The sequence below is a fragment of the Chitinimonas koreensis genome (genome assembly GCF_014353015.1).
GTDB classification, from domain to species: domain Bacteria; phylum Pseudomonadota; class Gammaproteobacteria; order Burkholderiales; family Chitinimonadaceae; genus Chitinimonas; species Chitinimonas koreensis.
In genome coordinates, this window is record NZ_CP060704.1 from 2989882 (window position 1) to 3007113 (window position 17232).

Annotated in this window: 17 protein-coding genes; 10 read left to right on the forward strand and 7 right to left on the reverse strand. The window is 69.3% G+C overall.

Annotated elements, in window-relative coordinates; genetic code table 11:
• The first annotated feature begins 101 nt into the window (after nucleotides 1-101).
• The 3 genes from H9L41_RS12500 to H9L41_RS12510 all read left to right on the forward strand — a co-directional run bounded on the left by H9L41_RS12500 (nucleotide 102) and on the right by H9L41_RS12510 (nucleotide 3580).
• Nucleotides 102-287: a hypothetical protein gene (locus H9L41_RS12500; protein WP_187523379.1), complete on the forward strand. Its 186-nt coding sequence runs from the start codon at nucleotides 102-104 to the stop codon at nucleotides 285-287.
• Nucleotides 288-416: 129 nt separating this feature from the next.
• The gene (gene glnE, locus H9L41_RS12505; RefSeq protein ID WP_028447007.1) at nucleotides 417-3119 is read left to right on the forward strand and encodes a bifunctional [glutamate--ammonia ligase]-adenylyl-L-tyrosine phosphorylase/[glutamate--ammonia-ligase] adenylyltransferase; all 2703 of its coding nucleotides are present in this window, start codon (nucleotides 417-419) and stop codon (nucleotides 3117-3119) included.
• A complete protein-coding gene (locus tag H9L41_RS12510; protein ID WP_051319195.1) occupies nucleotides 3119-3580 on the forward strand; it encodes a hypothetical protein in 462 nt (153 codons plus the stop codon). The genes glnE and H9L41_RS12510 overlap by 1 nt, the downstream gene beginning before the upstream one ends.
• Before the next feature lie 87 nt (nucleotides 3581-3667).
• Here H9L41_RS12510 and H9L41_RS12515 read toward each other — a convergent pair whose 3' ends face one another.
• Nucleotides 3668-4228 (reverse strand): 3'-5' exonuclease family protein, encoded by a 561-nt coding sequence (locus H9L41_RS12515; RefSeq protein ID WP_028447005.1) that lies wholly within the window; start codon nucleotides 4226-4228, stop codon nucleotides 3668-3670.
• Nucleotides 4229-4562: 334 nt separating this feature from the next.
• On the opposite strand from H9L41_RS12515, the gene H9L41_RS12520 reads away from it, so the two are divergent.
• Both H9L41_RS12520 and H9L41_RS24800 read left to right on the forward strand, forming a co-directional pair.
• Nucleotides 4563-6293, forward strand: a complete 1731-nt coding sequence (locus H9L41_RS12520) for a hypothetical protein (RefSeq protein ID WP_187523380.1) — start codon at nucleotides 4563-4565, stop codon at nucleotides 6291-6293.
• A 342-nt stretch (nucleotides 6294-6635) separates the two neighbouring features.
• Nucleotides 6636-6923, forward strand: a complete 288-nt coding sequence (locus H9L41_RS24800) for a hypothetical protein (protein WP_211236901.1) — start codon at nucleotides 6636-6638, stop codon at nucleotides 6921-6923.
• A 73-nt stretch (nucleotides 6924-6996) separates the two neighbouring features.
• Here H9L41_RS24800 and H9L41_RS12530 read toward each other — a convergent pair whose 3' ends face one another.
• The gene (locus H9L41_RS12530) at nucleotides 6997-7410 is read right to left on the reverse strand and encodes a DUF1801 domain-containing protein (RefSeq protein WP_028447003.1); all 414 of its coding nucleotides are present in this window, start codon (nucleotides 7408-7410) and stop codon (nucleotides 6997-6999) included.
• 55 nt (nucleotides 7411-7465) lie between these two features.
• A complete protein-coding gene (locus tag H9L41_RS12535) occupies nucleotides 7466-8017 on the reverse strand; it encodes a hypothetical protein (RefSeq protein ID WP_034607423.1) in 552 nt (183 codons plus the stop codon).
• 366 nt (nucleotides 8018-8383) lie between these two features.
• Here H9L41_RS12535 and H9L41_RS12540 point away from each other — a divergent pair, with 366 nt between their 5' ends.
• The gene (locus tag H9L41_RS12540; RefSeq protein ID WP_051319192.1) at nucleotides 8384-8998 is read left to right on the forward strand and encodes a YybH family protein; all 615 of its coding nucleotides are present in this window, start codon (nucleotides 8384-8386) and stop codon (nucleotides 8996-8998) included.
• Nucleotides 8999-9315: 317 nt separating this feature from the next.
• Here the strand turns inward: H9L41_RS12540 and H9L41_RS12545 are convergent, their stop codons facing one another.
• From H9L41_RS12545 to H9L41_RS12555, 3 genes are read right to left on the reverse strand one after another with little or no spacing between them, the layout of a single operon-like run.
• The gene (locus tag H9L41_RS12545; RefSeq protein ID WP_028447000.1) at nucleotides 9316-9612 is read right to left on the reverse strand and encodes a 2Fe-2S iron-sulfur cluster-binding protein; all 297 of its coding nucleotides are present in this window, start codon (nucleotides 9610-9612) and stop codon (nucleotides 9316-9318) included.
• Nucleotides 9609-10841: a hypothetical protein gene (locus H9L41_RS12550; protein WP_051319191.1), complete on the reverse strand. Its 1233-nt coding sequence runs from the start codon at nucleotides 10839-10841 to the stop codon at nucleotides 9609-9611. Before H9L41_RS12550 ends, H9L41_RS12545 begins: the two co-directional genes overlap by 4 nt.
• A complete protein-coding gene (locus H9L41_RS12555; protein WP_051319190.1) occupies nucleotides 10825-11595 on the reverse strand; it encodes a sterol desaturase family protein in 771 nt (256 codons plus the stop codon). The genes H9L41_RS12550 and H9L41_RS12555 overlap by 17 nt, the downstream gene beginning before the upstream one ends.
• 367 nt (nucleotides 11596-11962) lie before the next feature.
• On the opposite strand from H9L41_RS12555, the gene H9L41_RS12560 reads away from it, so the two are divergent.
• From H9L41_RS12560 to H9L41_RS12575, 4 genes are all read left to right on the forward strand, one after another.
• A complete protein-coding gene (locus H9L41_RS12560; RefSeq protein WP_187523381.1) occupies nucleotides 11963-13198 on the forward strand; it encodes a Rieske 2Fe-2S domain-containing protein in 1236 nt (411 codons plus the stop codon).
• Nucleotides 13199-13608: 410 nt separating this feature from the next.
• Entirely contained in the window at nucleotides 13609-15204 is a 1596-nt protein-coding gene (locus H9L41_RS12565; protein WP_051319188.1) for a GH3 family acyl-acid amido synthetase, read from the forward strand.
• 95 nt (nucleotides 15205-15299) lie between these two features.
• Nucleotides 15300-15737 carry an EndoU domain-containing protein gene (locus H9L41_RS12570; protein ID WP_187523382.1) on the forward strand — a complete coding sequence of 146 codons (438 nt, stop codon included), beginning with the start codon at nucleotides 15300-15302 and terminating at the stop codon, nucleotides 15735-15737.
• Between the two features lie 83 nt (nucleotides 15738-15820).
• Nucleotides 15821-16570: a PH domain-containing protein gene (locus tag H9L41_RS12575; RefSeq protein WP_187523383.1), complete on the forward strand. Its 750-nt coding sequence runs from the start codon at nucleotides 15821-15823 to the stop codon at nucleotides 16568-16570.
• On the opposite strand, the gene H9L41_RS12580 is transcribed toward H9L41_RS12575, so the two are convergent.
• On the reverse strand, nucleotides 16567-16995 hold the full coding sequence (locus H9L41_RS12580) for a GFA family protein (RefSeq protein ID WP_028446996.1): 429 nt from the start codon (nucleotides 16993-16995) through the stop codon (nucleotides 16567-16569). The genes H9L41_RS12575 and H9L41_RS12580 overlap by 4 nt on opposite strands.
• Nucleotides 16996-17232: the final 237 nt, after the last annotated feature.

Here is a 17232-nt window from a genome sequence, read left to right on the forward strand (position 1 = left end):
GCGATGGCGGTCATATATGCGGGCCGCCTGATCGACCACCAGGCCGTGCAGGCCTGGGCCGACAGCCTGAGCACCGACGCACTGCTGCCGGCGCCACGCGGATGAAACTGAAGTGGACCGGCAAGGCGCTGTCCGACCTGACGCGCCTGTATCCAGGGCTCGACCGTCCACGTGCTGCGACTCTGGCGCACGCGGGAAGATCGCTGACCGCCGCCGCGCAACCGGGTTTCCGTAGGAGCGGCTTTAGCCGCGAAGTCCGCTGCGACGCTGACGCCATTCGCGGCTGAAGCCGCTCCTACAGCCTCCCCGCCGCTTTCGCCCGCGCACGGCTCCCGCACCAAGACTGGGCATGCCGCGCCGCGCCGCCCTATCATGGGAACCCGCATCCACGCTGCGCCCGCCGGGCCAACCCCGCCATGACCAGCCGCCTCGCCCCCGCCCTGCCCCACAGCCGCTACCTGCAGCGCCTGTTCAACGCCCAGCCCGCGCTGCAGGCCGCCACCGAAGCCGCGCTCGACCGGCCCTTCGCCCGCGCCGAGATGGAAGCCATGCTGCCGTTGGGCGCCGACGACGCCGCGCTCAAGCCCGCGCTGCGCAAGCTGCGCCAGGCGGTGATGGCGCGGCTGCTGTGCCGCGACCTGCTCGGCCTGGCCCGGCTCGACGAGGTGATCGCCACCGTCAGCGACCTGGCCGAGGTCGCCATCCTGGCCGCGCTCGAATGCACCACCCGGCCCGACGCCCGCCACGGCCGGCCGATCGGTGCCGAATCGGGCCAGGAGCAGAAGCTGATCGTGGTCGGCATGGGCAAGCTCGGCGGCCGCGAGCTCAACGTCTCCAGCGACATCGACCTGATCTTCGTCTACCCCGAGGACGGCGAGACCGACGGCCCGCGGCCGATCTCCAACCACGAATGGTTCGCCCGCGCCGGCCGCCGCCTGATCGCCCTCTTGCACGACGTGACCGAGGACGGCTTCGTGTTCCGCGTCGACATGCGGCTGCGGCCGTTCGGCGACTCCGGCCCGCTGGTGTCGAGCTTCCCGGCGCTGGAGAACTACCTGCTGACCCAGGGTCGCGAGTGGGAGCGCTACGCCTGGATCAAGGGCCGCGCGATCTGCGACGACAGCGGCCGCTACGCCGCGGCCGGCATACCCGGCCTCGGCGGCGACGCGGCCGGGCTGATGCAGCTGGTCACCCCCTTCGTCTACCGCAAATACCTCGACTACGGCGCCTACGCCTCGATGCGCGACCTGCACGGCCAGATCCAGCGCGAGGTGGTGCGGCGCGACATGGCCGACAACATCAAGCTCGGCCCCGGTGGCATCCGCGAGATCGAATTCATCGCCCAGGTGTTCCAGCTGATCCGCGGCGGCCGCCGGCCGGCGCTGCGCATCCGGCCGACCCGCACCGTGCTGCGCGAGCTGACCGCCATGGGGCAGCTCGAGGCGCTGGCGGTGGCCGAACTGAGTGCCGCCTACGTCTTCCTGCGCGACCTCGAGCACCGGCTGCAATACCTCGACGACGCCCAGACCCAGATGCTGCCGGCCGGCGAGGCCGACCGCGCGCTGATCGCCACCAGCATGGGCTTCGGCGACTGGGCGCGCTTCCTGGCCGCGCTCGATGGCCACCGCGCCAACGTGAGCCGCCATTTCGAGCAGGTGTTCGCGCTGCCGCAGGCCGAGGGCGACGCGGTGCATCCGCTGGCCGGCGTCTGGCTCGGCATCGCCGACGGCCAGGATAGCCACGGCCGGCTGGCCGCGCTGGGCTACGCCGACCCGGCCGAGATGGAACGGCTGCTGGCCGCGATCGCCCAGGGCAGCCGCTACCAGACGCTGGCCGACAAGAGCCGGCGCCGGCTCGACGCGCTGATCCCGCCGCTGGTCGAGGTCTGCGCCCGCCAGCCCAACCCAGACGCCACGCTGGCGCGCATCCTGCGTTTCCTCGACGCCATCGCCCGGCGCGAGTCCTACCTCGCCCTGCTGGCCGAGCACCCGCAGACGCTGAGCCGGCTGGCCGCGATGCACAGCGCCAGCCCCTGGGTGGCCGACTACCTGCGCCAGCACCCGATCCTGCTCGACGAGCTGCTCGACGCGCGGCTGCTCTATACCGCGCCGGACTGGCCGACGCTGGGCGAGCAGCTGCGGCGCGAACTGGCGCTGCACGAGGGCGACACCGAGGCCGAGATGGACGTGCTGCGCCACTTCCAGCACCAGCAGCTGTTCCGCCTGTGCGCGCAGGACCTGGCTGGCGAGTACGAACTGACCACGCTGTCGGACCACCTGTCGGCGCTGGCCGACCTGGTGCTGGCGGTGACGCTGGAACGCGCCTGGGCCGAGCTGCCGGGCCGCCACCGCGACACGGCCGCCTTCGCCGCGATCGGCTACGGCAAGCTCGGCGGCAAGGAGCTCGGCTACGGCTCGGACCTCGACGTGATCTTCGTCTACGACGACGAGCACCCGGACGCCGCCGAGAAATACGCCAAGCTGGCGCGCCGCATCACCACCTGGCTGTCGACCGTGACCGCGGCCGGCACGCTGTACGAGGTCGACCTGCGGCTGCGGCCGAACGGCTCGTCGGGCCTCTTGGTCTCCAGCGTGGCCGCCTTCGCCCAGTATCAGCGCGAGGACGCCTGGGTGTGGGAACACCAGGCGCTGACCCGCGCCCGCTACGCCGCCGGCGACGCCGCGATCGGCGCGGCCTTCGAGACGGTGCGGCGCGAGATCCTGGCCCAGCGCCGCGACCGCGAGCGGCTGGCCGAGGAAGTGGTCGGCATGCGCGACAAGATGCTGCAGACCCACCCGGCGCTGCCGGACGACGTCAAGCACCTGCGCGGCGGCCTGGTCGACGTCGAGTTCATCGTGCAGTACCTGGTGCTGGCGCATGCGGAACGGGTGCCGGCGCTGCTGGCCAACAGCGGCAATATCGCGCTCCTGGGCACCGCGGCCGAGGCAGGGTTGATTCCGCCGGCGCTGGCGGAGGACGCGCAGCAGGCTTACCGGCGGCTGCGCGAATTGCAGCACCGGCAGCGGCTGGACGAAACGCCGCCGCATGCAGAGGAGCTGGCGGCGGTGGAGCCGTATTGCGAGGCGGTGCGAAGTTTGTGGCGGTTGGTATTCGGCTGATGCGCATCGCCGCCCGCATGCACAGATCGACCTACGCCACGACGCCGCACCCGGTCCTGGCCATCGACGGCACGCCGCTCGACGTCTGGCTGCAGAGCCAGACGGGCGAGGCGGACATCCTCGGCCTCGTTCCGGCGCAGGGTTGGCTCGTCGACGAGACGGAACTCGCCCTGGCCTGGCGGCGCATCGAACCGGGCCAGGAGGGCTGCAGCACCATCGTGCCGCTGCTGATCTGCCCGGACGATGCGGATTTCAGCTGTACCACCGTGGTGGTGGAACAGGAGTTGCGCAGTGACGAGGTCGTCTGGCATCGCTTCGGTTACGCGGCCGATCTGCCGCGGGACCAGGTCGGCGCCACGGTCAGGTGGTTTCGCCACGATTCGGCGCTCCGGTTCCCGCGCGCCGAATTCACGACTGCATTGGCGGAGCTGAAAAGACTGACCCAGGAGGTATGGCTGTAATAGGCGCGGCAATACTCTGCCGCCAGGAGTTTCGGCCAAGGCCGACCTGATTCGCTGAATCAGGCCAAAGACGCGAACGCGGTACGGCTATTTCCCGGCAAGCCGACTATCTGCAAGCATGTTGCAGAACAGCGCCCCTTGCCCGATCGCGTCGTCGAGCGCGACGTGGGTATGCGGCAGTGCATCGAACCAGCGCTTGGGCATGTTCCGCTTGGTGCTTTCGCGGTAGTCCGTCTTCAGTACGGCCATCGCGAACGACTTGATGTCCAATGCCGAATGGCTGAACGGGCTCTTTCCAATGAAGCGGATCAAATACCAATACACGAACAGGAAATCGAACCCGGCGGGATAAGCGACGAAGACCGGCCGGCCCGGCAGGGACTTGATCCAGTCGACATAGCGCCGCATGGCATCGGCCGGCGCCTCCAGGTCGGTGCGGCATGCGACCCAGGCTTCGGGCTGGGTCGCCCACCAGGCTGCGGTCTCCGGATGCGGGGCCGCATCGGGCAGGGTTTCGAGATTGGCGCTGAAGGTCGACAGCAGTTGCTTGTCGGCGGTAAATGCAGCCGAGCCCAGGCTCAGCATCGAATGCGGGCCGGGAATTGGACCGTCGGTTTCGACGTCGGTACTGATATAGATTTCGGTCATCGTAGTCCTGATCAAGAATCATCCAATACCAATGGCAAATGGATGACCATGCCTTATGTGCACTGCGCAAAGACGCGCCCAATAAAATAACCAGCCTTCCGGCCAGCCGCCGAAATACCGCATGCACCAGGCCCAAGGTTCCCATAGCGGCTCCCCCACAGTCAGATGTTCGACCCAGCGGCATTCGGGCAATGTCCCCGCGACGACAGCGAGATCGATGATGGGCGATTGAAACAGATCGACGCCTTCTCTCACTTCGCTGGCCGTGACCCCTCAGTCCACCGGCACTGGGAACTGCAACTAATCCATTGTTCCTAAAAGAAATTCCTCCACAGTGCGCAGCAGCACCTATGGTGACAAAGTGCTCGCGGCAGCGAGTCTTATGCTCGCCTCGATGTGCCTACGAACGACGAATTGTCCCCATCGTCACAAGACCTTAAAGGAGGAACCCACCATGAGCCTCGCAGCAGAATGGCCCTTTACGCTCGCCGCGACCTACGCCAGCGCGACGAGCTTCACCGTAAGCGGCGACATCACCAGCGCCGGCAGCGGCGAGGCGTCGCTCGGGCGACGCGTCTGGGTGGATCAGACCGCCGCGCGCTACGGCACGGTCTCCGCAGCCAGCTACGCCGCCGGCGCGACCACGGTCACGTTGCAGGACATCACCGACGGCTCGGGCGCCGCAGCCAGCCTGGCCAATGCGGCGATGACCGCCAATTTCGGCATCAGCAATCCGGTCAATACCTCGGTCCCCTGGCCGTTCCGTGACGTTCGCTCGCAAAGCATCGCTGCCGACGGGAATGATCAGACCGCCGCACTCACCACGCTGTTCGGCGGTCTCAATGCCGCCGAACGGGCGCTCTACCTCACCCCGCCCGGCACGCGTTTCGTCACGGAAGACGTCATCGCGAGCCTGCCACCCGGTGTCGTCGTGCTCGATCTGTCCAGCATCAACAGCTTCAACTCCGCCGGGGAGACGACCAAGGAATACGGCCTGTTGTCGCGCGACAAATCCGTGTCCGACACCAACTTCGTGATGGCCTCGGGCCATCACCCGGTGATTCAGCTGAACAACTACGGCAATGCGGAAGACTCGCCCGGCACGCCGACCACCTCGGCGCTGGAGCGCAAGGCTTCGCTGCTGTGGGCGGCCGGCAAGTTCCGGACCGGGTCGACCGACAAGCACGGCTGGCGCGGCGCCGGCCTGCTGCAGTTCAGCAAGGACGCCAGCGGCGATTTCTGGAAGCTGGCGCTGCGCTCGCTGGCACCGTGGGCCGCCATCGAAGCCGAGTACGAGCGCTGGAGAACCGCGGCCGCCTATACCACGGGCGACTACGCCGCCAACGCCAACAACATCTACGTGGCCGCCAGCACCGGCACTTCGGGTGGCACGCCGCCCACCCACACCAGCGGCACCGTGTCCGACGGCGGCGTGTCCTGGACCTATGTCGATGCCGGCGACCGCACGTTATGGAGCGTGGATGAATACGGCCGCCTGAAGCTCAACGGCGGCAACGGCACCGACGACCTCCTCAGCTGCCGCCAGACCGCCATCGACACGGCGACCACCGCCACCGCACGCATCACCGCGCGCGGGACCAGCCGTGGCGCAGCACTGATCCTGGAACCCACCGATGGCTCGGCGAACGTCGCGGCCACGCCCTACCTGCGCGCGGATTCAGCCAATGGCCTGCGGATCATGAAATCCGACAGTTCGACCGACCTGGGCCTGTTCACCGACAGCGGCGGCTTCTACCACCGCGAGATCCGCAGCCGCCATGCGACCGCGACGGACATGGACGCCACCCCCTCGGTCACCGGCATCGGCACGCTCTACCTGGCCAATTCTGCGGCGACCAGCATCACGGCGCTCGATGACGGCGAAGATGGGCAGCGGGTGACGCTGATCGCGTTCAACGGCAATTCGACCATCGTCAGCAGTGCGACCCTGCTGCTGACCGGCTCGGCCAACCAAGCCCTGACCGCCTGGTCTTCGATCACCTTCGAGAAGGTGCCGACCTCGATCTCGAACCGCTGGATCGAGGTGGCGCGGAGCATCAAGTAGACACGCCGGTGGCGGCGTCCGCAGGCCGGTACGCCGCCCTCGCGGCGCGTCATGCCGTGCACACCGGCTTGCGATAATCCGGGGAGTTGATACCCAAGATGGGCAAGCTCGGGAGGACAACCCATGCAACAAACCAGGCAGCCGCTCTATCGCAAAGTCAACACGACGGCGCGGGGCGTTCACCATCATTTCGGCGGCGACTTTCAAGAGGCTCGGCAGCGGATCGGTGCCGAACAGAATTCGCCCAGGCGCCAGGGCATGAGATAGGGCAAACGCAGAGGCCTCGACTACACACCGCTCTTCCGCTTCCTGTTATCGCGCGTCGGATGCAAGTGGGACGAGGTGTATCGCGAGGCCGCGGCGCGGCTCGACCGGAAGGAGCCAATCTTCTGGCTGGTCGCCTTGCGCGACGAGGATGGGCGGCCTTATGTCCGCACAGGTGAGGCGAGCTACTTCAGCGGTCTCAGGGTCGACGCCGAAGGGGTATTACGAGTTGTCGATCCCGCTGTCGGCACCGGCAGTCTGGCGCCACTGTGTGCTTGCTGTACGCATACGTTCAACGGCGTGCCGTTTACTCGGCGCTACCTGAAGGAGCAGATTCCTCAGGTATCGGCAATTCGGAACGCTTGAGCACACACGTTCGCAAGGCAGGCGTTCTAGCGCAAAAAGTCTTGGCTGACCTGTACCAGCCCCCATTCGAGCCTCAGGAGTCAGAGTCGGCCATCGCTTGCACACGTACCTGCATATCGAGGTGTGCCGCCTCGATCAGCTTCGTCAGTGCCGAAGCATCGACCAGGCTGCTCGGCCTAAGCTTCACGTGCCGCATGAACCGACCGGTGCCTTCCAGCAATCGATCAGGATCGGCCATCTCGGCACCGAGAAAGAAACCGACATTGACGTGCGCCGTAAACGCGTTGACGTAGGCGAACGCCGCATCGCCCACGCAGGCGGTCGGATGGCCGTCGTGCAGCAGCTCGCGCACATCGTCGCCGCAGCCGCGCATGACTTCGAACCAGCGCTGCGCGATGGCACCCAGTTCGCCCGGATGATTCTGCATCCAGGCATCGACGGCCGGGTCATGTTCGACCGCGGTGGGAAATCGCATCAGTCGGCTCATGGCGTTGTCAGCTCCGTGCAAGAGCGAGTGGATCGGGCGACGTCATCCTGCTTGCCTATTGCTCGTCTTCCGGCCGAAGCTCGGAAAAGACCCATTCGAATTCGTCGATCATTCGCTTGGCCTGCGCATCGTATTCGGCCCGGTAGTGATGCACATGCGGCGATGGGATCGAAGGCCGGCCTTCGCTGAAACCGAGCGTCTCGAGCGCTGCCGCGAACCGGGCGATCGGCCCGTAGCCGAACAGCACGCCATGGCGGTCCCATACGATCGTCGCCCGATCCTGCGGCGAATGGACCCAGATGTCGAAACGGGCATCGGCGGCCAGGTAATCTCCGAACTCCCCGATGAACGTTTCGAACCGATCGCCCGAGATCGCCGGACTTTGATATCGCCCCGGCTCGGCTTCTCCTCGCGGCGTGTGCAATACGTAGAGCAGGAAATAAGGCGGAGCAAGGAGCCGGACCAGATGCGCGAAAGGCTTCGATCCCTGGGCAGGCATGCCGGCTACCAGGCGTTCGTATTCCGGCGAATGATCCTCGCGCTCATAGACCGGCAGGTGTGAATGCTCAGTCCATTCACCAGCCACGAGAGACGACAATTTATGCATGTTCTTAACGCCCAAGCTCGAATGGATTCGGCAATCGATATGAATCGAGTCGAAATGCGTAGTGAATCTGCCCCGGTCTACGGCTAAACCCCCGCCCCCACCAACCCCGCATTCGCCTCCCTCACCCGCGCCGCCTCGTCGTCGTACAGGAAAGGCAGGTAGCAGTAGCGCCGCCTCGCGGTCATCGGCGTCGCCTCATTATGCCCGCCCGGACTCCCGAGACCGCTGCGGCAGGCCAGGATGGACCGCCCCCAAAGCATGAAATCGCGATCCCGATCGCCATCGTGCAACCGGGCATCCGCGCGCCGTGTTTTTACATTGCGCCAGGCCGCTCTAAGCTGAAGCTTCCCAACCCGGAGACGACCGATGCCCTTCACCCGGCTGCTGTCCCTCATCTGCTGCTTCCTGCTGCTCGCCCTGCCCGCCCGCGCCCAGGAGGATCGCCACGACGACCACGAAGCGCTGCGGCAGATCCTGCAGCGCGGCGCCACGGCGCTGAACACCCGCGATTTCGATGCGATCGCGCCGCTGCTGCATCCGCGCTTCACCATCGTGACCGTCGACAACCGCAAGTTCACCACGTTGGCCGAGTTCAAGGCCTACTGGAACGGCCTGTTCGAGGGCGAGGGCCGGGTGCTCGACCGCATCGAGGCCAAGCCGGTGGCCGATGCGCTGACCGAGTTCCTCGATGAACAGACCGGCGTCACCCACGGCACCTCGAGCGACGTCTACCACTTCCGCGACGGCGAGGTGCGCACCATGCAGACGCGCTGGACCGCGGTGGTGGCCAAGGACGGCGGTCAGTGGAAGCTGGTGAAGCTGCATTCCTCGGTCGGGCTGTTCGACAATCCGCTGGTGGCGGCCACGCGCGAGGCGGCGATCCGCGGCGCGGTGCTGGTGGGGGTGGCCTTGCTGGCGCTGGGCTTGCTGGTCGGCTATGCGCTGGGGCGGCGTGGACGGCGGGTAGGCGCGCACGCGTAGACGTGGACGGTCGCCGGTGCCGGTCTATTCCATGGCGGCCATATACGCGTAGGAGCGGCTTCAGCCGCGAATTCGTCGTCCTCGGCGCCGCCGGCCGATATATCGACGGCGCCTTCGCGGCTGAAGCCGCTCCTACAGACGCGATGCGACGCCGTAGGTCGGGCTTTACGCCCGACATCGCTGCCGCTCGAATCGAGCACGCGAATCAAACTTCGACCCGTCAGCGACTCCGATGACCGGAGCTGTCGGGCGTAAAGCCCGACCTACGACCGCCCTTGCTCATCGGAACGATCGCCAGGACGGCCTTCCCGCCTCGTTTAACCGATCCGCCGAATCCGCATCGCCCCGGTCACCCTCACCTGGCAGGCCAGCCGGGCCAGCGGCCGCTCGGGCGCGTAGATCTCCAACGCCTCGCGCTCGTCCGCGTCGGGCGGGGCGATGCTGCCGGTCACCTCGGCTTCCAGCTCGACCAGGCAGGTACCGCACAGTCCGGCGCGGCAGCCGAACAGCAGCGGCGAATCGAGCGCCGACACCGCCAGCACCAGTTGCGCACCATGCGCCAGCTCCAGCGGCGCGAAGCCGCTGCCGGGGAATTCGACGCGATGCGTGCTCATGCCGCCTGCTCCGCCGGCATCGCCACCGGTTGCGTGCGCAGCGCTTCGGCGCGGCCGCGGAAGCGGGCGAAGGCGGCGCGGTTGGTCGCCAGGTAGCGCGCCACGCCGTTGCGCGCCATGTGGCGCATCTCCTTGTTGGCGCCGTTCAGCCAGGGGATCGGCTCGACGAACAGCTTGTACGATTCGACCGCCTCGGCATGGGTGCGCGCGGCGGCCTGCACGCCGTCCGAGTCCTCGCAGAAGCAGCGGCCGACCATCGCCAGCGCGGCCTCGTGCTCCAGGCCGAAGGCCGGGCTGCGCAGCAGCCGGTAGACCGTCTCGTACAGCGCCGGGTCGTACCAGAAGATGCCGTTGATCGCGGTCGAGAAGTGGTAGTGGTCGCGCTGGCAGCCGGCCACGCCGCGGTTCACCACCCAGCGCTCGAAGGCGGTCGGCTTGGGCAGCACGCGCGGCACCTCGAGTCCGACGATGCGCGAGGTGTTGAAGTGGAAGCTCTCGTCGGAGAAGTGGTACCAGCTGATCGCGGCCGGCGCGGGCGCCGCGGCCTGATCCGGGTGGCTGGCGTAGTGCTGGCCGAGCTTGTGCTGGACGATCTTGCCGTTGAGCGTGCGCAGGCCGCGGATCAGCAGGTACTGGCTGCCGAGGAAGGCGCTGCCGGCCATGGCGGAGAAGGCGCGCAGTTGCAGGCCCTTCCACCAGGCCTTGGCGCGGTTACTGTCGCCGAACACCATGGTCTCGGTGAACGGGTGGCGCATCGGGTAGGTGAACAGCCGGCGGCCGAACAGCCGGTGCTCGACGTCCTCGCCGATGGTCTTGAAGGCGTGGATGTGCACGCGTTCCTGGCGGGTCTCCAGGTCCAGGCTGTCGCATACCGGCCGGAAATCCTCGATCGCGTACAGGCCGGCGGCCGACACCTGGTTGAGGAAGATGGTGGCGATCTCGGCCGACATGATCTGGCTGTAGTAGGCCACCCAGTAGAGCTGGTTCAGCAGCCGGCGCTGGCTGGCCGACGACTGCTGCCACAGCGGCGTGCCCCACAGCAGCGCGTAGGGTTCGGGATTCCAGTCGGCCAGGCGGCAGTCGTCCCAGCGGTAGGCCGCCACCGCCGCCTCGATCGCCTCGGTGGCGTCCTGCTGGCGGTTGCGCCGCAGGTTGAGTTCGACCTGGCGGCACAGCCTGGCGTCGTCGAGCAGCGAATGCGGCTGCGCCTGTTCAAGTCCGCGATGCATCGCGTCCCCTCCATGGAATGAGCAACTGCGCCCAGGCCGGCTGCTCGGCCGCGACGCCGTATTCGGCCGGATAGCCGTCGGGCGCGCGGTAACTGCCGAACAGCCGGTCCCACAGCGTGAGATTGGCGCCGAAATTGCAGCGCGGCGCGCCGGCCGCGTGGTGCAGATGGTGCACCGCCGGGGTGACCAGCAGCACGGTAGCCCAGCGCCCGGCGCGCGCCCAGCCGGCCGGCCAGCGGATCGCCGAATGGCGCCACAGGTCGAGGCTGGCGGTGAGCATGGCGCCGGCCAGCCAGGCGGCCTTGTCGGCGCACAGCAAGGCCAGCAGCACGCTGGGCAGGAAGTAGACGAACAGCGGGTGCGCCGCCAGCGAGTTGCGCGCGCTGGTCCAGGCGCCGAGCCGGCGCGCGCCGTGGTGGGCACGGTGCAGCACCCAGCCGCCGGCGTGGAACCAGCGGTGCTGCAGGTAGTAAAGCAGGTCGAGTGCGACGAAGTTGAGCAGGAAAGCACTGGCGGCGCCGGGCAGCAGGCCGTTCCAGCCCGGCAGCCATTGGGCCAGCGCGCCGCCGAGCCCTAGCGCGGCCAGCGGGATCGCCGCGCCCTGCATCAGCAGGCCGCTGCCGTTGAGCAGCCAGTCGGCCGCATCGGGCCGGCCGCGCCGCAGCGGGCGCCAGGCCTCGAGCGCGCCGAGCAGCACGAAGCTCAGCAGCGGCAAGGCGAGCCACCATGACGGGGAAGGCGGGGCGATCAGCATGGCGGCATTGTCGGCGGCGGGTGGCGTGCTGCCAAGGTGGCCGACCTAGCCCTGGGTGCCGCCGATCCGCGTGACCGCATCACCTGTAGGAGCGGCTTCAGCCGCGAATGCGGTTCGGCGACGACCGGACCCCGCTCCTACAGAGCTTCCCTGCCCCGCTCCCACCGGAGAGACAGCGCCAGTTCAGACATGGAGCTACCCGCATCCGCGAGAGCGGCAATGACAGAGCACTCGGGTTCGGGCAGAGAAGACTGAACGGCCGCCCCTCATCCCCAGCCCTTCTCCCGGAGGGAGAAGGGAGCCCGGCCAGTGCCGCATCCACGCGCAGTTGGACATAATTGCGCCGGACCCATCCACTGACCGGCGCATGCCCCACTTCAAACCCTACTGGTACGTCGCCGCCGAATCCGCCGCCCTGCGCGGCCAGCCGCTGCGCCGCACGCTGCTCGGCGAGCAGATCGTGCTGTGGCGCGCCGCCGGCGGCCAGCCGGTCGCCCTGCCCGACCGCTGCCTGCACCGCTGCGCGCGGCTTTCCAGCGGCGCGGTGCGCGACGGCCTGCTGCGCTGCCGCTACCACGGCTGGGGCTACGACGCGCAAGGCTGCGTGCGGCTGATCCCGGCCGAGGGCGGCGCGCCGGCCGGTGAACGCCAGCTGCGCGCCGAGCCCTACGAGACGCGCGAGCAGGACGGCTACGTCTATGTCCGCCTGGCCGCGCCGACCGCCGCCTCGGGCGACGCGCCGCCGTTCGCCATGCCGCATTGGGACGAGGCCGGCTGGGGCCACGTCCGGCTGGTCAACCGCTTCGCCGCCGGCGTGGCCGACTGCATCGAGAACTACATCGACATCCCGCACACCGCCTTCGTCCACGACCGGGTGTTCCGCTCCAGCCGCGGCGAGCGCATCGCCGCCACGGTCGAGCGCGCCGGCGGCCGGGTACGGGTGCAGTACCGCGGCGAGCGCGGCAACCTCGGCTTCTGGCGCCGATTTCTCAATCCGAGCGGCGCGCCGGTCGAGCACGAGGACAACTTCTTCCTGCCCAACGTCACCTGCGTGCGCTACGCGCTGGCCAATGGCTACCGCTTCGTCATCACCTCGCAGTCGGTACCCGAGGACGAACGCCACACCCTGGTCTACACCGACCTGGCCTACCGCTTCGGCGTCTTCACCCGGCTGGCCGGGCCGTTCGTGCGCCGTGCCGGCCGCACGGTGATCGACCAGGACCTCGACATCCTGGCCGAGCAGGGCGAGGTGATCGCCCGCCACGGCCGCGACTTCCGCTTCTCGGCGCCCGACCGCATCCACCGCTGCGTCGACGAGATCCGCGCCGCCATCGCCCGCGGCGAGGACGGCCGCGCCCTGCCCCCCAGACCTTCGAGATCGAATTCTTCGTATGACCTTGCGCAGCCGGCTGTTCTCGCTCTTCCCCGCCGCCTTCCTGCTCGCCGCGCTGGCGCTGGCCGGCTGGCTGCTGTACCGGCCCGGCCCGCTGCCGGCGGCGGCGCTGCTGATCCATCTCTACCTGCTGCCGATGGCCTGCTACCGCCTGCACGGTGCACTGTGGCCGATCCGCGAAGGACTGAGCCGGCTCGACCTGCCCGATAGCTACGTGCCGTGGTGGGGCGGCCATATGTGCCAGCTGCCCTACGACAGCTTCCCCCAGCTCGAAGCCGCGCTGCGGCTCTTGCCCGGCGTCTACAGCCTGTGGCTGCGCGGCTGGGGCGCGCGCATCGGCCGCGGCGTCTACTGGACGCCGCTGGTCGAGATCACCGACCGCGCCATGCTCGAAATCGGCGACTACGCGGTGATCGGCCACAAGGCGGTGCTCTGCGCCCACCTGGTATCGCGCAAGGACAGCGGCGCGCTGCGGCTCTACCTGCGCCGCATCCGCATCGGCGCGGGCGCGCTGGTCGGCGCCGGCTCGCGCTTCGGCCCCGGCGCCAGCGCCGCGCCGGGCGAGCAGTTGCCGGCGCTGACCGACCGCTGGGCCGGCGGCGCCCGCCCGAGCGGCAGCCGTGAGCCTGCTGCTGCCGCCGGCGCTGTGGCTGCTCCGGGCCGCCAGCCAGCCGGCCTGGCGGCGCATGCAGCAGGCGCTGCGGCAACCGGCCGCCGTCCAGGCCGCCACGCTCGACCGCATCCTGGCCGCCTCCGCCCGCAGCGAGCACGGCCGCGGTCTCGGCCTGCAGCGCGGCGATCCGCGCCGTGTCTTCTCCGGCCTGGCGCCGGTCGACTACGCCGCGCTGCGGCCGCTGATCGAGGCCGACCTGGCCGGCGGCGGCCATCGCTTCAGCGCCGAGCGGCCGCTGTTCTACGAGCGCAGCTCGGGCAGCGGCGGCGCCGCCAAGCACCTGCCTTACAACCGCGCGCTGCGCGGCGCCTTCGACCGCATGTTCCGCATCTGGGCCTGCGACCTGCTGATGCATGGCCTCGCGCCGCGCAGCGGCCGCTGCTTCATGAGCGTGTCGCCGCCGCTGCTGGGCCGCGGCCAGGCCGCCGACGGCACCCCGATCGGCAGCCGGGACGACACCGCCTACCTCGGTGGTCCGCTGGCCGCGCTGCTGCGGCCCTTCCTGGTGCTGCCGCAGGACGCGCTGGCGCTGCGCGACGGCGACGACTTCAAGGATGTGCTGGCCGCCGCGCTGCTGGCCGAGCCGGCGCTGGAGGTGGTCTCGGTGTGGAACCCGGGCTTCTGGCTGATCCTGCTCGACCATGCGCTGGCCCGGCTCGACGCGCTCGGCCCCGAATTGCGCGCCGGCCGCATGCGCCGCGGCGGCCGCGACTTCCGCTTCGCGCCGATCCCCGCCGCCCGCCTCGCCACGGTGGCGCGCGCGCAGCAGGACGGCTGGCGGGCGGTCTGGCCGCGGCTGCAGCTGATCTCCTGCTGGCAGGACGCCGAATCGGCCCGCCCGGCCGCCGCGCTGCGCGCTGGCTTCCCCGGCGTGGCGGTGCAGGGCAAGGGCCTGCTGGCGACCGAAGGGCCGGTCACCGTGCCGCTGGCGGGCGCCCCGGCGCCGGTGCCGCTGCTGGGCGAGGTCTACCTGGAGCTGGAAATGGCCGACGGCAGCCTGCTGCCGCTGGAACGCTGGCGCGACGGCGACCGGGGCGAGATCGTGCTGACCACGCCGGGCGGCCTGCTGCGCTACCGCCTGCGCGACCGGGTAGCGGTAGCCGGCTTCCATCATGCCGCGCCCTGCCTGCAATTCCTCGGCCGCGCCGGCGGCGTGGTGGACCTGGTCGGCGAGAAGCTGGCCGAGGACTTCGTGCGCGGCGTGCTGGCCGGGCTGCATCCGGCCGCCGCCGTGCTGACGCTGTGCCCGCTGGCCGAGGCCGCGCCGCCGCACTACGCGCTGCTGACCGACCTGGCGGCGGACGGCCTGGCCGAGCGCGTGGACGCAGCGCTGGCCGCCTCGCCGCACTACCGCGTCGCGCGGGCGCTGGGGCAGCTCGGCGCGGTGCGCACGGCGGCGCAGGCCGCGATGGCGGCGACGCTGCATGCGGCCCTGGCGGCCGGCGGCATGCAGGAAGGGAACATCAAGGCGCGCGCCCTGCTGGACGTCGAGCAGGCGCGCCGGGTGTGGGCCGCGCTGCCGCAGCCCGCCCGGCCGCGATGAACGGCCGGCATGGCAAACGGCGCACCATTCACTAGACTGCCGGCAGCCCCGCACGAATGACCGGAGCCCTGGCCGCCCCAATCGGAGGAAAATCCATGCATCTGCCGCGCACTACCCGCTTCGCCGCCCTGACCACGCTGGCCCTCCTGGCCGGCAGCCCGCTCGCTCGGGCCGACGATTGCAATACCGGCGGCTTCGAATGGAGCCGGACCACGCCCGCGATCAATGTGCGGAGCATCTTCTGCGGGGAGATCAAGGGTCCGCGCGTGGCAGGTTTTCACTCGACGCAGTTGCGGAGCAGCTCGGTCGTCACCTCCATCGGCCATAAGAGTTCTCAGCATCAGGGCATCTACACCGCATCGGTGACGTTCAAGAGCGGCAGGTCCAAGTGGTCGACCTTCTTTCCCGACCATTGCAGCTACGACCAGATCGTGGCGTCCGTCGTCCATGCGGCCAACGACCGGCAAGGCGACGCGCAGCCCTGGGCATCTGGGGCTGGTCGGGCACCGACGGCGATGCCGGCCAGTGCATGAACAGCGAAGGCAAGCGATTCAAGATCCGGATGGGCGTGCAGGACGACAAGGTCACCACCGCCTTCCCGATGGATTGAGCCAGCATGAACCCGACCGCCGCGCTGCACGCCCGCTTCAACCCGCTGATCCGCCCCTACCTGGTGCTCTACGGCGGCCTCACGCTGGCCATCACCGTGGTCGGCCTGCCGCTGGCGCTGCTGTGGTTCTGCGGCGTCGGCCAATGGTGGGCGCGCCACTACTTCGACAAGCTCGAATGCGAACTCGGCCCGACCGCGCTGCGCTTCCGCAAGGGCATCCTGTTCCAGGTCGAGAAGACCATCCCGCTCGAGAACATCCAGGACGTGACCTTCATCGAAGGACCGCTGCTCAAGCGCTTCCACCTGAGCATCCTCAAGTTCGAGACCGCCGGCCAGAGCGCCGGGCAGGCGCACGACATGAAGCTGATCGGGGTGATCGACGCGGCGGACTTCCGCGGCGAGATCCTGCAGCGGCGCGAGGCGCTCAAGCACAGCCTGGCCTTGCAGCGCCCGGCGGCCCCGCCGCGGACGACGAAAGCCTGGCCTTGCAGCGCGCCATGCTGGCGCGACTGGACGAGATCGCGGCACTGCTCAGGGAACGCTGACCGGGCGCCGGATCGGCGCTCGCCGTCCCGGATGGCTGACCAGGCGGCCGAAAACCATCCGGCGGCATTCGAACGACCCGGGCTGCCACGAAAGCCGCATCGCCCCTGGCCGCGGCGTCACGATGGAAGTCCGCCAGCCGCCGATGGTTTCCCGCCACATGGGCACGGGCCATCGTCGACAGCCAGGGCCCGGAATGCGGCGCCGGGCTAGAGGGCTGCCACGAACCGCACATCCGCCACCCAGTTGCGCTGCCTGCGCGCCAGCCGCGCCCCGGTCTCCTCGCCCTCGAACGAAACCGGTGCCGGCCGCAGCAGCGACGCGTCCACGTCATCGAAGGCATTGACGCTGACTACCGCGTAGAGGCCGCCGTCGATCTCGCTGGTCACCACCGGCACCACGCCGCACTCCCGGCAGATGTGGAAGCGCGCCGTCCGGCTGCCGAAGGCATAGTCGGAAACCCGCGCGCGGTCGCGGATCGCCACCCGCAGCGAGGCGGACGGGTGGGCGGTCCAGACGCCGCCGTGCTTGACGCAGAAATCGCAGCTGCAGGCCCGCGCCGGGATTTCGGCCGGGTCCGGCGCCCAGTCCAGTTCGAACGAGATGTTGCCGCAGTGGCAACTGCCGTGGATGAGCATGGACACGTCCCTTGGGCCAGGTGAGAAGAGGGGGAATTGTAGGCCGAACGTCCCCCTGGCCACGGATCGGCAGCGATTGCGCGGCTGGCCGCGGCAGGCGCCGCCGCCCGCCGCGGGAATTGCAAAGGCCCCGATCCGGGATCGGGGCCCGCGGGGGCCGCCCGCGATTTCGCACGGGCCGCCTGGCGACGTCGCGCGATCAGCATGCCGCGCCGACCGTGGAGCGGGCTGCCCGGC

Coding starts and splice junctions, on each gene's coding strand:
- H9L41_RS12500 (WP_187523379.1), top strand. CDS start 102: ATGAAACTGAAGTGGACCGGCAAGGCGCTGTCCGACCTGACGCGCCTG.
- glnE (WP_028447007.1), top strand. CDS start 417: ATGACCAGCCGCCTCGCCCCCGCCCTGCCCCACAGCCGCTACCTGCAG.
- H9L41_RS12510 (WP_051319195.1), top strand. CDS start 3,119: ATGCGCATCGCCGCCCGCATGCACAGATCGACCTACGCCACGACGCCG.
- H9L41_RS12515 (WP_028447005.1), bottom strand. CDS start 4,228: ATGACCGAAATCTATATCAGTACCGACGTCGAAACCGACGGTCCAATT.
- H9L41_RS12530 (WP_028447003.1), bottom strand. CDS start 7,410: ATGAGCCGACTGATGCGATTTCCCACCGCGGTCGAACATGACCCGGCC.
- H9L41_RS12535 (WP_034607423.1), bottom strand. CDS start 8,017: ATGCATAAATTGTCGTCTCTCGTGGCTGGTGAATGGACTGAGCATTCA.
- H9L41_RS12540 (WP_051319192.1), top strand. CDS start 8,384: ATGCCCTTCACCCGGCTGCTGTCCCTCATCTGCTGCTTCCTGCTGCTC.
- H9L41_RS12545 (WP_028447000.1), bottom strand. CDS start 9,612: ATGAGCACGCATCGCGTCGAATTCCCCGGCAGCGGCTTCGCGCCGCTG.
- H9L41_RS12550 (WP_051319191.1), bottom strand. CDS start 10,841: ATGCATCGCGGACTTGAACAGGCGCAGCCGCATTCGCTGCTCGACGAC.
- H9L41_RS12555 (WP_051319190.1), bottom strand. CDS start 11,595: ATGCTGATCGCCCCGCCTTCCCCGTCATGGTGGCTCGCCTTGCCGCTG.
- H9L41_RS12560 (WP_187523381.1), top strand. CDS start 11,963: ATGCCCCACTTCAAACCCTACTGGTACGTCGCCGCCGAATCCGCCGCC.
- H9L41_RS12570 (WP_187523382.1), top strand. CDS start 15,300: ATGCATCTGCCGCGCACTACCCGCTTCGCCGCCCTGACCACGCTGGCC.
- H9L41_RS12575 (WP_187523383.1), top strand. CDS start 15,821: ATGAACCCGACCGCCGCGCTGCACGCCCGCTTCAACCCGCTGATCCGC.
- H9L41_RS12580 (WP_028446996.1), bottom strand. CDS start 16,995: ATGCTCATCCACGGCAGTTGCCACTGCGGCAACATCTCGTTCGAACTG.